Origin of the sequence: Corynebacterium sp. HMSC075D04, assembly GCF_001815635.1 — a bacterium.
In the GTDB taxonomy this organism is placed as follows: domain Bacteria; phylum Actinomycetota; class Actinomycetes; order Mycobacteriales; family Mycobacteriaceae; genus Corynebacterium; species Corynebacterium coyleae.
The window spans coordinates 1-13,707 of sequence record NZ_KV821290.1 but is presented as its reverse complement, the minus strand read 5'-3'; the positions used below and the strand labels follow the sequence as shown (position 1 = coordinate 13,707).

At 63.9% G+C, this 13,707-nt stretch carries 12 protein-coding genes; 8 read left to right on the top strand and 4 right to left on the bottom strand.

The features are described 5' to 3' along the window. Positions 1-30: 30 nt before the first annotated feature. Entirely contained in the window at positions 31-1,605 is a 1,575-nt protein-coding gene (gene guaA, locus HMPREF3048_RS01875) for a glutamine-hydrolyzing GMP synthase (protein WP_141758822.1), read from the top strand. Position 1,606: 1 nt separating this feature from the next. Here the strand turns inward: guaA and HMPREF3048_RS01870 are convergent, their stop codons facing one another. After that, the gene (locus HMPREF3048_RS01870; protein ID WP_070771059.1) at positions 1,607-2,671 is read right to left on the bottom strand and encodes a PspC domain-containing protein; all 1,065 of its coding nucleotides are present in this window, start codon (positions 2,669-2,671) and stop codon (positions 1,607-1,609) included. 113 nt (positions 2,672-2,784) lie between these two features. On the opposite strand from HMPREF3048_RS01870, the gene HMPREF3048_RS01865 reads away from it, so the two are divergent. Further along, a complete protein-coding gene (locus HMPREF3048_RS01865) occupies positions 2,785-3,912 on the top strand; it encodes an ATP-binding protein (protein ID WP_070771058.1) in 1,128 nt (375 codons plus the stop codon). Further along, positions 3,909-4,544: a LuxR C-terminal-related transcriptional regulator gene (locus tag HMPREF3048_RS01860; RefSeq protein ID WP_070771057.1), complete on the top strand. Its 636-nt coding sequence runs from the start codon at positions 3,909-3,911 to the stop codon at positions 4,542-4,544. The genes HMPREF3048_RS01865 and HMPREF3048_RS01860 overlap by 4 nt, the downstream gene beginning before the upstream one ends. Positions 4,545-4,564: 20 nt before the next feature. On the opposite strand, the gene HMPREF3048_RS01855 is transcribed toward HMPREF3048_RS01860, so the two are convergent. Both HMPREF3048_RS01855 and HMPREF3048_RS01850 read right to left on the bottom strand, forming a co-directional pair. Continuing rightward, positions 4,565-4,777: a hypothetical protein gene (locus tag HMPREF3048_RS01855; RefSeq protein ID WP_224213060.1), complete on the bottom strand. Its 213-nt coding sequence runs from the start codon at positions 4,775-4,777 to the stop codon at positions 4,565-4,567. Positions 4,778-4,863: 86 nt separating this feature from the next. Further along, on the bottom strand, positions 4,864-6,741 hold the full coding sequence (locus tag HMPREF3048_RS01850; RefSeq protein ID WP_371326160.1) for an FAD/NAD(P)-binding protein: 1,878 nt from the start codon (positions 6,739-6,741) through the stop codon (positions 4,864-4,866). Positions 6,742-6,869: 128 nt separating this feature from the next. On the opposite strand from HMPREF3048_RS01850, the gene HMPREF3048_RS01845 reads away from it, so the two are divergent. From HMPREF3048_RS01845 to HMPREF3048_RS01825, 5 genes are read left to right on the top strand one after another with little or no spacing between them, the layout of a single operon-like run. Then, complete coding sequence (locus tag HMPREF3048_RS01845) at positions 6,870-8,516, top strand: TIGR04028 family ABC transporter substrate-binding protein (RefSeq protein ID WP_070771055.1); 1,647 nt, start codon at positions 6,870-6,872, stop codon at positions 8,514-8,516. Further along, positions 8,517-9,509 (top strand): ABC transporter permease, encoded by a 993-nt coding sequence (locus HMPREF3048_RS01840; RefSeq protein WP_070771054.1) that lies wholly within the window; start codon positions 8,517-8,519, stop codon positions 9,507-9,509. Then, positions 9,506-10,393 (top strand): ABC transporter permease, encoded by an 888-nt coding sequence (locus HMPREF3048_RS01835; RefSeq protein WP_070771053.1) that lies wholly within the window; start codon positions 9,506-9,508, stop codon positions 10,391-10,393. The genes HMPREF3048_RS01840 and HMPREF3048_RS01835 overlap by 4 nt, the downstream gene beginning before the upstream one ends. Then, positions 10,390-11,994 (top strand): dipeptide ABC transporter ATP-binding protein, encoded by a 1,605-nt coding sequence (locus HMPREF3048_RS01830; RefSeq protein ID WP_070771052.1) that lies wholly within the window; start codon positions 10,390-10,392, stop codon positions 11,992-11,994. Before HMPREF3048_RS01835 ends, HMPREF3048_RS01830 begins: the two co-directional genes overlap by 4 nt. Next, a complete protein-coding gene (locus HMPREF3048_RS01825) occupies positions 11,987-13,204 on the top strand; it encodes an alkylhydroperoxidase domain protein (RefSeq protein ID WP_070771051.1) in 1,218 nt (405 codons plus the stop codon). Before HMPREF3048_RS01830 ends, HMPREF3048_RS01825 begins: the two co-directional genes overlap by 8 nt. Here the strand turns inward: HMPREF3048_RS01825 and HMPREF3048_RS01820 are convergent. Then, a partial coding sequence (locus HMPREF3048_RS01820) for a PspC domain-containing protein (RefSeq protein WP_141758821.1) occupies positions 13,201-13,707 on the bottom strand: 507 nt, incomplete at its 5' end. The genes HMPREF3048_RS01825 and HMPREF3048_RS01820 overlap by 4 nt on opposite strands.

The window sequence follows — 13,707 nt, the reverse complement described above, 5'->3', positions numbered from 1 at the left end:
TCGAAGAATGGACAATATATTCGGATTTATATGCCATCAGCTAGTATTTGGGCCGTGACTACCGCTCAGAAACGCCCTGTTCTTGTCGTTGATTTTGGTGCGCAATACGCGCAGTTGATCGCCCGCCGTGTGCGCGAGGCGCATGTGTTCTCGGAGGTTGTGCCGTCGACTATTACGGCTGCGGAGGTTCGTGAGAAGAACCCGCAGGCGTTGGTGCTCTCCGGTGGGCCGTCGTCGGTGTACGCGGAGGGTGCCCCGCAGCTCGATCCGGAGATCTTTGAGCTGGGGCTGCCGATCTTTGGTATTTGCTATGGCTTCCAGGTGATGACGCAGGCGCTCGGCGGCAAGGTCGAGGAGACCGGTGCCCGCGAGTACGGCCGCACAGCGATGGCTGTCAAGGGTGGCGTGCTGCACGCTGGCCTGGATGAGCACCCGGTGTGGATGTCCCACGGCGATTCTGTGACGCAGGCGCCGGAGGGCTTTGAGGTCACTGCCTCGACCCCGGGTGCGCCGGTTGCTGCGTTTGAGAACGCGGAGCGCAAGTTTGCTGGTGTGCAGTACCACCCGGAGGTGATGCACTCGCCGCACGGTCAGGAGGTGCTGACCCGCTTCCTCACGGAGATTGCTGGTCTGGAGCAGAACTGGACGGCGTCGAATATTGCGCAGCAGCTTATCGACGATGTCCGTAACCAAGTCGGCGACGGCTACGCCATCTGCGGCCTGTCTGGCGGCGTGGATTCTGCCGTGGCGGCAGCGCTTGTGCAGCGCGCTATTGGTGACCGTTTGACTTGTGTGTTCGTGGATCACGGTCTGCTGCGCCAGGGTGAGCGCGAGCAGGTGGAGAAGGACTTCGTCGCCGCGACCGGCGCGAAGCTGGTCACTGTGGATGAGCGCAAGGCCTTCCTGGACAAGCTCGCCGGCGTGACCGAGCCGGAGGCCAAGCGTAAGGCGATCGGTGCGGAGTTCATCCGTTCCTTCGAGCGCGCCGTGGCTGATGTGCTGTCGGATCACAAGGTGGACTACCTGGTGCAGGGCACCTTGTACCCGGATGTTGTGGAGTCGGGCGGCGGCACCGGTACTGCGAACATCAAGAGCCACCACAACGTGGGCGGCCTGCCGGACGACGTCGAGTTCGAACTCGTCGAGCCACTGCGTCTGCTGTTTAAGGACGAGGTCCGCGCGGTTGGCCGCGAGCTTGGCCTGCCTGAGGTGATTGTGAACCGCCAGCCGTTCCCGGGTCCGGGCCTGGGTATCCGCATCATCGGTGAGGTCACCGAGGAGCGCCTGGAAACCCTGCGCGCTGCTGATGCGATTGCTCGCGAGGAACTGACCAAGGCTGGCCTGGATGACCAGATCTGGCAGTGCCCGGTCGTGCTGTTGGCCGATGTGCGTTCGGTTGGTGTGCAGGGCGATGGCCGCACTTACGGCCACCCGATCGTGCTGCGCCCGGTGGCCTCCGAGGACGCGATGACCGCGGACTGGGTGCGCATCCCGTACGAGACGCTTGAGGTGATCTCCACCCGCATCACCAACGAGGTGGCCGATGTCAACCGCGTGGTGCTGGACGTGACATCCAAGCCGCCGGCCACCATCGAGTGGGAGTAAGTCAGTTTCCTTCGCCCGCGTCCTCGCGGGTGTAGTACGCGGACACGGATCCGACGCGCTGCGACACGTTAATCGTCAGTAGTGCGCTGTCTGTGTCCGCGTTTTGCCGTTCTTCGGGGCATGCGGCTTCGCCGATGTTGACCTTGCAGTTGACGTCGACGGGGATGTGATTGGGAAGCTTGAGGTCGATCTTGCCGACGCCGTTGCTGATGTTGATTGTCTTCGGCTCGCTCAGTGGCTCGAGCTTGGTAAGGTCGATCCGAGCTTCGCCGATGTTGTGTTTAAATTCCGGTATAGCCTCCGCGGAGTAGGCGGAGACATTTGCAACGCCGTAGTTGCCGATTGAGCCGATGCGAAGTTGGCTAACCACGGACATTGTCCAGAATGTTGCCGTTGTCAGCACCAGCGTAACGGGGATCCACAGCCAGTAGCGCTTCTTTGGTTGCGCACGCTCCGGAGCGGGCTCGACTGGGTCCGGCAGGTGCCACAGCCCAGGTGCCGCGCCGAGTGGGGCCCATGCCGGTGGTTTCTGCCCGGGGTGTTCGTAGCCCTCCGGCACGGTCAGGTGGGAGGTGTCTACGACAGGGCCTTTGCTCGTCTGCGACTCCAAGCCCACCACGAGTCCCTCCGGTGCCTCCGGCTGGCGCTGGTAGGCAAGGTACCAGCCGAGCGCGAAGAGCGCGAAGGTAACCAAAACACCGCGCAGGTCGCTGGCAACAGCAACGGACGGGAAGAAGATGACAAGACCGAGAAGCAGCAGCCAGCCGGTGTCGCGCTCTTTCTGCTCTACCTTGGTCAGCTGCTCTTTCGGGGTGGCGATCGAAGTTGCTGGGGTGCGGGTCAGCCCGAAGCGGGGCATGTTGATCCAGCACAACAGGTAAAGGAACAGGCCACCGCCGAAGGCGATTGACAATACGACGAACAGGACGCGGATGAGCGTTGGGTCGATTTGGTAGCGGGCACCGATGCCTTCGCAGACACCACCGACGACGGCCTTGCCGCCCTGGTCTTGTGGGATGCGGGGCGGGCGGGTCTCCCACATGCGCTTGAGTGTGTTGGTTTCCATGGCTTCTATTGTTGCGAGGCAACGCCAAGCGCGGTATCGGGAACGACCCTGATTTTTCATCTCAGGGTTTACCCCGATGTGCCTGAGGGGGTTGCCGTGCAACGATAGGGGACATGTCTGCGTTGTATCCCCGGTTGACCCGTGATCGTTCCCGCCGCGTCATTGCTGGCGTGGCGTCCGGGGCGGCTGACCTGCTCGGGGTGGACGTGAAATGGGTGCGTCTGTTTTTGGTTGCGGCGAGCTTCGCCGGTGGCTTCGGCGTGCTGCTGTACGCAGGTCTGTGGGTGTTTACCCCGGTTGCTGAAGGTGCCGCGCCGCGGCAGCGCCCGAGTGCGCTCGACATCTTCCTGGTGATTGCAGGGTTTGCTGGTGCGTTGACGTCGCTGCAGATTTCCTCCGGCGCGGGAGCCACGGTGGTGTTCATCATCGGCGTGCTCATCGTCGGTGCGGTGATTGCGTTGCAGGCGTACGACCGCGGTACGGATTCGTGGGGCAACATCGCCGCACTGTCCTTAGGTGCGCTGCTGATCATGAGCGGGGTGCTCGCTGTGGCACTCCTCGGGGAGAGCGCCGGGGTCGCCGGTGTGGTCGTTTCTGTGCTGGTGACGGTGCTGGGCGTCGGGGTGCTTGTGGTGCCGCTGATTGCCAAGTTGACCAACTCGCTTGTTGCGGAGCGTGAGGCGAAGGCGGTGGCGGATCAGCGCGCGGAGATCGCCTCGCGCCTGCACGATTCGGTGCTGCAGACCCTGGCGCTGATTCAGCGCCAGGCGGATCATCCGGACGAGGTGGTGCGCCTTGCCCGTGGTCAGGAGCGCGAACTTCGGGCATGGCTTTTCGACGACACCGTGTCCAACCACACCACCACCTTCGCCGCGTTGCAGAAAGCCGCGGGCGAGGTGGAGGACGCCTATGGGGTCGTGATTCAACCGGTCACGGTGGGCGAGGATGTCGCCTACGACGAGCGCAGCGAAGCGGTCGTGCTCGCCGCCCGGGAGGCGATGGTTAACGCCGCCAAGCACGCGGGAGTGGACACGATCGACGTCTACGCTGAACACCTCGCGGGAAGGCTCGAGGTATTCGTGCGCGACCGGGGTGCTGGCTTCGACCCGGATGCGGTGCCGGCGGACCGGCACGGGCTGCGCGATTCCATCGTGGGCCGGGTTGAGCGGGTTGGGGGAGAGGTTAACGTGGTGTCGTCGATAGGCAATGGCTCCGAGATCGAACTAGCGTTAGACCTATGACGCGCGTGTTTCTCGTAGACGACCACTCGGTGTTTCGGGCCGGAGTGAAGGCCGAACTGGCTGCCGCAGGCGACGGCCAGCTGGACATCGTCGGGGAGGCGGGCACGGTTGCGGAGGCGGTGCGCGGGATCGAAAAGGAGCGCCCGGATGTGGTGTTGCTGGACGTGCACATGCCCGACGGCGGCGGGTTGGCTGTGCTCAAGCGTGCGCCGGGGCCTGCGTATTTGGCGCTGAGTGTCTCCGACGCTGCCGAGGACGTCATCGCGCTGATCCGTGCCGGGGCGCGCGGGTACGTGACCAAGAACATCGCAGGTGAGGAGCTTGCGGAGGCGATTGAGCGGGTGCGTGGCGGCGATGCGTACTTCTCGCCGCGGCTTGCCGGGTTCGTGCTCGACGCGTTTGCCTCCGGTCCGGTTGTGGAGGAGGACGACCCGGCGGTGGACTCGCTGACCCGGCGTGAACTTGAGGTGCTGCGGCTGCTTGCGCGTGGTTACACCTACAAGGAGATCGCCGAGCGGCTGTTTATCTCGGTGAAGACGGTGGAGACGCACGCCTCCAACATTTTGCGCAAGACGCAGACGTCGAACCGCCACCAGTTGACCCGGTGGGCGGTTGCGCGCGACTTAGGGTAGCGCTCCAGGAAATTTGGCAATCAACTAATTGTGGCTGCCTTTTCTTCATCCGGCCACACCGTCACTGCTTTGTATGTGTAGTAGACACACGCTACGAAGACAACAATATTTCCAAAGATGAGCCACTGCGGTGCATCGTTCGGCAGAACTATCTGGAGAACAGCACTCACTAAACAAAGCATGGCAATGTTCGTACTCAACGCAATGATCAGCATTCTGCGTCCAAGGCTCATTTCGTTCCTTTCTTTTCGTGTTGTATCAGCAGCGGTTACGACCCGGCCTTAGGGTAGCGCCGACCCGGTGCCGGCCTAGAACAGGCCTAGAGCACGCGCGCCTGGGTGAGCAGCGACAACGCAGTTTTGTCGGTTTCTTGCAGCATGAGCGGGTTCGTGCCCGGCATCGGTGAGATCGTCGTGTCCGCCCACTGCTTACCGGTGGGGATGCCCACGATGTGCAGGCGGGGATCCAGGGTGCCGTCGGGGTGGACGGCGCGGCGGGTGGCATCGTCGGTTTCGGGTGAGGCGGTGGGGGCGAAGGGGCGGACGCGGTTGGCGTCGACAAGCGAGCGCACCAGTGGGTCCTTGGTGTTGCGGATGTCCGGGGCGGGTAGGAATGCGTCGGCGAGTGCGGTCGCGGTGGTGCTGCGCCCGTGGCTGGTTGCGGTGAATGCGCCATCTTGCGTATCGACGACCGGCTGTGGGCCCAGGAACGTCACCAGGCCAGCGTCGGCAAGTGCAAGCAGCTCACGGGTGCGGAACAGTGGCGGGCCGGAGCCGACCATCTGACCGAACGCCATGTACTGCGAGCGGGCCACTTCCGGGGCGCCTTTGCCGTTTTCGGTGGCGATGGCGCTGGGTTTACGGCCAGCGGAAATCGCCCATAGCCCGGCCTTGAGCGGGGAGTCCCAGGCGGCGACGGCCTCGGCGATGTCGCCCGCCATGGCGTCGGTGACCACGCGCTGGAGTTCGTCCAGGCTGAGTTCCTCCGTGCCGGCGAGCGGGTTGACCCAGGCGGCCATGTCGAACGGCTCGGTGCTCGTGCCCTCGAGTGCCTGAGTCAGCGCGCGGGCGACCGGCAGGATGTCGTCGGGGGAGGCGTGGACGGCCAGGTCGGTGTCGTCGATAAGTGTGAGGATCTCCTCGAGCGGCACCTTCAGCGCCTCGGGGCGCACGCGGGCGAGGGTGCGGTAGTACTCGGCGAAGGCATCGCGGGCGAGCGCTGGCCACAGGGTGCGGCCGAACGACAAAGTGCCGCTGCCGGGCTCGGCAGGGTTGGCATCGATAGCGGCGCGCAGGCGTGACAGATCGGCCTTTGGCGGCAGCGAGTTGTACTCGGACTTGGGCAGGTAGGGGTAGCCGCGGCCAGAGGTAACGATGAAGTGGGGTTCCTCGCCGGTGGCGTCGTAACGCAAACCGGAGCGGGCCGTGTCGTCTTCGAAGAAGCGGCCGCCACGGTTGATGGTGGTCAGCGCCATGAGGTCGAAAAAGCCCATGCCCATACCGCGCACAAGCAGGCGCTCGCCCTCGCCGATGCGCTCCACGTCCTGCTCAACCGGGTTGCCGGGCGGAATGTAGGTCAGGCCAGATTTGGCAAAGGCCTGCTGTGCCGGGGTCGGGGCGGGCAACACCCAGCCGGAGGCGACCACGGTGGCGTCGGCGTGGATCAGCGTGCCATCTGCAAGCAAGATCGCGTCGCGGTCTCCGTCGCTGTACAGCGACATCGCGCGGGACTGGTGCTCAACCACGGTGACGGAGTCCGGCAGCTCGGCCAGCGCAACCTGCCACACCCAGCGCAGGTACTCGCCATACAACGCGCGCGACGGATTAGATTCAGGCCGTGTCACACGGATTTCAGCGTCGAAGGTGCTGGGGACGGCCGGCGGGTGGTCGCTGATAAGCGGATGCGCGAATTCGCCGCGAAGCGCCTGGATCCACTCAAACATGGTGGGGCCTTCGAGCACAGGTGCGGTGACGGTCGCGCCGGGCTCGGTGAACAGGGTCACCGCGCCAGCCAGGGTGTTCATGCACAGTGTGCGGGTTTGTTCGGTGTCCCAGATGCGGCCGGCGCCGAGCTGGGCGTCGTCGATGATGTGCAACGTCAGTGGTGTGGCGCCACGGTCGTTGAGGAAGGCTGCGATGCGCTCGGTGATGGAGATGCCTCGCGGTCCTGCTCCGACGATGGCGATGTCTGCTCCCACAGCGATGTACCTCCACGATTTCGATGAATCTTTATAACGTGTATAGACTGCGCAGTCTATTAAGAAAGAACCGAATTGTCTAAAAGTGGTATGGTGCCGAAAACCACAAGGGAAAAGAGGACGATAACGTGCCGAAGAAAACGGTCGCGGCCCCAGTTGTACTTGTAGGTGCAGTTGCCCTGCTGAGCGGCTGCACCGCAGGGGGTGGCGCTGAATCTCACGCAGAGGGTGACAATGTGCTCACCTACTTGGAATCCAACTGGTTTAACAGCCTCTACCCGCCGGCTGCCGGGTTTTACCCCAACGGCGGTGTGGTCAATCAGTTAACAGACAGGTTGCTCTACCAAGACCCTGAAACGCTCGAACTCCAGCCGTGGATTGCCACCGACCTGCCGGAGATCAACGAGGATGCCACCGTGTTCACCTTCGATATCCGCACGGATGTGACCTACTCCGACGGCACACCGATGACGGCGCAGAACATCGTGGACAACTTCGACCTCTACGGCCAGGGCGACAAGGATCGCCTGCTCAACGTCTCGGAGCAGATCTCCAACTACGACTACGGCGAAGTCGTCGACGAGGACACGGTTCGCTTCCACTTCACCGCACCTTCTCCGGGCTTCGCGCAGGCTACGTCCTCGTACAACGCGGGCCTGCTGGCGGATTCCTCCCTGCAGCTGCGCAACGAGGACTTCGGCCCAGGCGGGGCGGCGAATGTGATCGGTTCGGGCCCCTTTGTCGTCGATAGTGAAACGCTGGGTACTGACCTCGTGCTGAAAACGCGCGAGGATTACGACTGGGCACCACCATCGCTCGAGCACCAAGGACCTGCGCGTATCGACGGCATCCACTACACCCTGGCCGCCGAAGAAGCCGTCCGCTCCGGCGCGTTGCTGTCCGGCCAAGCGGACGCCGCGCGCACGATCTCTCCGCCAGTGGAGCGGCACCTGAAAGACCAGGGTGTGCAGGTGGTTGCCTCTGCCACCAACGGCATGAACAACCAATTGGCCATGCGGTTTAACCACCCGTTGCTGCAGGACATCCGCGTACGGCAGGCGATTATCCACGGCATCAACCGTGAAGAGATCATCCGCATTCTGCTGTCGGATTCCTACCCGCTGGCCACGTCGTCGATGACCTCGACGGCACTTGGCTACGCGGAGCAGCCCGGCGCGTACACGTTTGATCCGGATCGTGCGCGTGCGCTTCTCGACGACGCCGGCTGGACCCCCGGCCCCGACGGCACCCGCGTGAAAGACGGGCAGCGGTTGAGCCTGTCGGTCAACCACGCGCTGCCGCAGCCGCGCTCGAAAGAGATTGTCACGATGGTGCAGTCCGACCTGCGTGACCTGGGCATTGATCTGAACATGGTGGCCGGGGATCGTGCCACGCAGAACGCGGCGCAAAAGGACATCAACCGAGTGCAGTTGTTGCACACGATGGTGGGGCGTGCGGATTATGACGTGATTGAGTCGCACTTGTCGGTGAACCGCCGCGACTCGCTGCTGAACAACGCAGGAGATGGCACCCCAGCGGATGCCAAACTCGAGGAATTGTTGCAAAAGGTGGTTTCCACGCCGGACGATGCGGGCCGTGCGGCCGCGTCGAAGGCGGTGCAGGACTACCTCACCGAACAGGCCTACGTGCTGCCGTTGTTTGAGGAGCCGCAGGTGTACGCACTTGCGCCACACGTGAAGGGCTTTGTTACCGAATCGGTGGCCCGCCCGAGTTTCTACTCGGTGTACTTCGACCGTGATGGGGAGGACAACTAAATGAGTAACACTGTGCTGAAACGCGTTGGGCAGGCGCTGCTCGTGCTGCTGCTTGCCTACACGCTTGCGTTCTTCCTGCTTTCCGCCCTGCCATCGGACGGCGTGGCCGCGCGCTATGCGGACCCCGCGCTTGGGCTGGCCCAGGCAGAGATCGAAGAGATCCGCGAGCAGATGGGCGTGGATAAACCACTGTTCGAGCAGTACCTGGCCACCCTTGCCGGGCTGTTTACCGGCAACCTGGGGTTCTCGGTTGCCTCGGGCACGCCGGTGTTCGACCTCATCGTCGACGCCGCACCACACACGTTTGCGCTTGCGGCGACCTCGATAGGACTTGCCATCATCGTCGCGCTGCTCACCGCCTATGTGGCCACGCTGCCGGGCGGTGGTGCGGTGCGTAATTTCTTCCGCGCGCTGCCGTCGTTCATGGTGTCGCTGCCAGGTTTCTGGATCGCGATCCTGCTACTGCAGTTCTTCTCCTTCCAACTCGGCTGGGTCAACGTGGTCGACCCGACCCCGCTCGAGGGGCTCATCCTGCCGTCGCTCACCCTGGCCGTGCCCATGGCAGCACCGCTGATGCAGGTGCTCATCCGGTCTATCGACGAAGTCCGTGCCCAACCATTCGTCCAAGTCATCCGCGCCCGCGGTGCCAGCGAGGCCCGCATCTTCTGGCGCGACGTGCTGCGCAACTCGCTGCTGCCCGCCATCACCATGGCCGGCCTGCTGTTCGGCGAACTTGTCGGCGGAGCAGTGGTGACCGAAACCGTCTTCGGCCGCGCCGGGTTGGGGTCGCTGACCGTCAACGCGGTATCTAGCCGCGACATGCCGGTCCTGCTGGGCGTGGTGCTTATCGCCGCGACCGCGTACGTGCTGATCAACCTCATCGTCGACTTGCTCTACCCGGTGCTTGATGTGCGACTGCGGGATGCGGGGCCACAGAGCAACAAGGCTAAGAAGAGCACCGCTCAGGCTGCCGTGAAGGAGGGCGCCCGATGACAACACAAACAACACAAGCAGCAACGAATCCTGTTGCGCGGGCGAATACGCGCGCTGGCGTGCGGGCGAAGTCGCGCAAGAACCGCCGGTGGCGCTCGCCGGCGACGATCCTGTCGCTGATCGTCCTGGTCATCGCTGCCCTGTGGGCGTTGCTGCCGGGCGTGTTTGCCGCCTACGACCCGTACAAGGGCGTGGATGTGGCGCTGCTCGCGCCGAACGGTGAGCACATCTTCGGTACCGACGCCGTGGGGCGCGACGTGTACTCCCGCGTGGTCTACGGCGCACGCCAATCGCTGCTCGGCGCGCTGATCGCCGTGGTGGTCGGCCTGGTCCTGGGTACGCTCATTGGCCTGGTTGCAGGTACGCAGCGTGGCTGGGTAGAGACCGTGCTGATGCGGTTCGTGGACGTGCTGCTGGCTATCCCGGGCATTTTGCTTTCGCTGTCCATCATCATCGTCACCGGTTTCGGTTCGCTGCAGGCGGCGTTTGCTGTTGGTATGACATCGGTGGCCACGTTCGCTCGTTTGGCCCGTTCGCAGGTGATCCAGATTGCCGGTGCGGACTTCGTCGAGGCTGCCTACGGCTCTGGCGCAACCCAGACCCAGGTGCTGCTGCGCCACGTGCTGCCCAACTCGCTGACCCCAGTGTTGGCGCTGGCTGCGCTGCAGTTCGGCACCGCAATCCTGCAATTGTCCATCCTCGGCTTCCTGGGCTACGGCGCACCGCCACCAGTGCCGGAGTGGGGACTGGTGATCGCGGAAGGCCGCGACTTCATGTCCACCGCCTGGTGGCTGATCCTGCTGCCGGGTCTGGCCATTGTGGCCACCGTGATGTCCACCAACCACATCTCCCAGGTCATTCAGACAGAAGGTGATGCGAAGTGAGTACCCCTTTGCTTGAAGTTGACGGCCTTACCGTTGCGTACGGTGATGCCGAGCCGACCGTGGAAAACATCGCGTTTGCTGTCGAGGCCGGCAAGATGACCGCGATCGTCGGCGAGTCCGGCTCCGGCAAGACCACCTCCGCCATGGCGGCGCTCGACCTGTTGGGTCCCACCGGCAACGTGCGCGCGGGCTCCATCCGGTTCAAGGGCCAAGACCTTGCCAGCCTGAGCGCTGCCGAGTGGCGTCAGATGCGCGGCGCAAAGATTGGTTTGGTTCCGCAGGATCCGAACAACTCGCTCAACCCGTTGAAAACCATCGGCGCATCCGTGGAGGATGGGTTGGAGATTCATGGGGTGGGGGACGCGGCGTCGCGTCGTCGTCAAGCAATTGCCCTGCTTGAGCGCGTCGGCATCGATGATCCTGAAAAGCGCTACAACCAGTACCCGCACGAGTTGTCCGGCGGCATGAAGCAGCGCGTGCTTATCGCGGCTGCGGTGGCGCTCGAGCCCGAGGTGCTCATTGCGGACGAACCCACGTCCGCACTCGACGTGACCGTGCAAAAAACCATCCTTGACCTGCTCGACGAGATGCGTGCCGAGTTGGGCCTGGGCGTCATTTTCATCACCCACGACCTTGCCGTGGCGGGCGATCGCGCCGATGACGTGGTCATCATGGAGCGCGGACGCGTCGTCGAGCACGGTCCTGTGAGCACGGTGCTGACCAACCCCACACAGGACTACTCCAAGCGCCTGCTGGCAAACGTGCCGTCGCTGTCCGTGGCAAATGCGTATCGACGACCCCCTGTCACCACCGACACCCTCCTGCGCGTAGACAACCTTGCCGTGCGCTACGGCGATTTCACCGCCGTATCCGATATCTCCTTCGAGGTCGCGCGCGGCTCCACGCACGCGCTGGTAGGCGGGTCCGGCTCCGGCAAAACCACCACAGGCCGCACGATCGCCATGTTTAACCAGCCTGCTGAGGGCAGCATCACCCTCGACGGCGAGGAACTGACCACGCTGAGCCCGAAGCAGAAGCGCAACTTCCGCAACCGCATCCAGATGGTGTACCAAAACCCGTTTTCTTCGCTGGATCCGAAGATGCGGGTCGGCGAGATTGTGGCGGAGCCACTGCGCAACCTCGCGGGGGCGTCGAAACGCGAAAGCCTTGCGCGCGCCAACGAGTACTTGGAGCGCGTGGCGCTTGATCCGGAGCGGTTCGCCACGCGCACCCCGGCGCAACTGTCCGGCGGGCAGCGCCAACGCGTCGCCATCGCACGCGCGCTCATCGTCGAGCCGGAACTGGTGGTGCTTGACGAGGCCGTCTCCGCACTCGATGTGACCGTGCAGGCGCAGATCCTGGAACTGCTGGAAAACCTGCAGCGCGAACTGGGGCTGACCTACGTGTTCATCTCCCACGACCTGGCGGTGGTGCGCCAGATTTCGGATACGGTGAGCGTGTTCAGCCGCGGCCAACAAGTGGAATATGGCCCCACCGACAAGGTGTTCTCACACCCGCGCCACGACGTCACCCGTGAACTTATCGACGCCATCCCCGGCACCGTCTTCCGTGCCCGACAGTTAGGAGAGTTTGTTGTCTAACGACATTATCGACCTGCTCGCAGAAACCCCGGCCGACCTTGCCGAACTGCGCCGCCGCCGACCCGAAGCCGTAGAAAACGCCCAGCGCAGCTTCGCAGCCCTGTTTGAGCCCGCCAACCCGGCGCTGATCGAGGCCCTGCCGGTATCCACCCGCTACGCCGTCGCCGCTTTCGTCGCCGGCATTTCCGGTGCGCAGCGCGCCGCGGAGTTTTACGCGGATTTGCTTGTCGACGAAGACGAGGCGCTCGTTGCCGTGGTCGAAGACGCGGTGCGCGCAGGTGTATCCGCCGGCCCCTACGCGGGCGGGGACTTTGTCACCTTCGGCGAGGGGCAGCTCGCCGCCGCCTTTGACTTCGCCCACCTGCTGACCTTCCATCCGAAGGATGCTTCGCCGGCGGCGATCGGGCACCTGCAGACCGCTGGCTACACCGAGGACGCGATCGTCTCGCTCGGCCAACTCATCTCCTTTGTGGCGTTCCAGCTGCGCGTCGTGCACGGTGTGCAGGTGCTGGCTGGCGGTACTGCTGCCTCGGGTGGTTCGGGTGCTGGCGATGCTGCTGTTGAGCGCCCCGCCGGCGTCGCCGATCCCGGCTGGGAGCCGGCCGCGGCGACCCTGCAGCCGGAGGTTGTTGCACCCGAGAAGTTTGTCAACCACTCCCTGGGCTGGAAGCCGTGGGTGGCACCGCTTGAAGAGTCCGACTTCACCGACGAGCAACGCGACGCTCTGATCAAGCCGGAACGCATCGGCATGGAGTACTTCCGTCTGCTCGCCCGCGACCCGCAGGCATTGAAGGCGCGCACCCTGACCGACCTGGACATCTTCTACAACACCGAAGGTGGCCTGGGCCGTGCCGAGCGCGAACTTGCCGCTACCGTCGCGTCCCGTTTGAACGGCTGCGAGTACTGCGCATCAGTGCACCAGGCACGTTCGAAGGAGGAAGGCGGCGACGCGGAGGCGATCGACCGCCTGCTGGACGAAGGCGTGGAGGCGGACCTTGGCTCTGACGAATGGGACGCGATCCGCCAGGCTGCGGTTGCGCTGACCCGCACCCCGTTTGAATTCGGTGCCGAGCACGTCGAGGTATTGCGCGAGGTCGGGTTGGATGATCTGGCGATCATCGACGTGATCAACTCGTCAGCCTTCTTCAACTGGGCCAACCGTCTCATGCTCACGCTCGGCGCGCCGGATGTGCCGAAGCGCTACCGCTAGCGCCTGAACCCGCGGCGGCGTTTTTGGTCGCGCCAGATGAGGTCGTCGTCACGCCATTGCGCGGGCGGCGTCGGGTTGGAGGCGTAGGCGAAAACCCAAATGAACAGCAACATGACGAACACGCCGTAGGTCACGCGGCTGTCGCCCGCGTCATCCGCCGCCGGGATGAAAATGATCAGCCCGAGCAGAAGCAGCCAGCCGGTGCGGCACTCTTTCTGTTCGATGGGGCTGCGCTGATCCTTGCGGGTAAAGATGGCCCGGCCCGGGCTCATGTCCTCCCCAAGACGCGGCATGAGCAACCAGCACAACAGATAGGCGAAGATGCCACCGCCGAAAATAAACCCGGTGAGCACAAACGCGATACGCACCGCCACCGGATCGTAGCCGTAGCGGGCACCGAAACCGGTGCACACACCGCCGAATACGGCCCGACCACCTTGGTCTTTCGTGATGCGCCGCGGGCGGGTTTGGTTGCGTCCCTTAGTGTGGTGTAACGCTTGCTG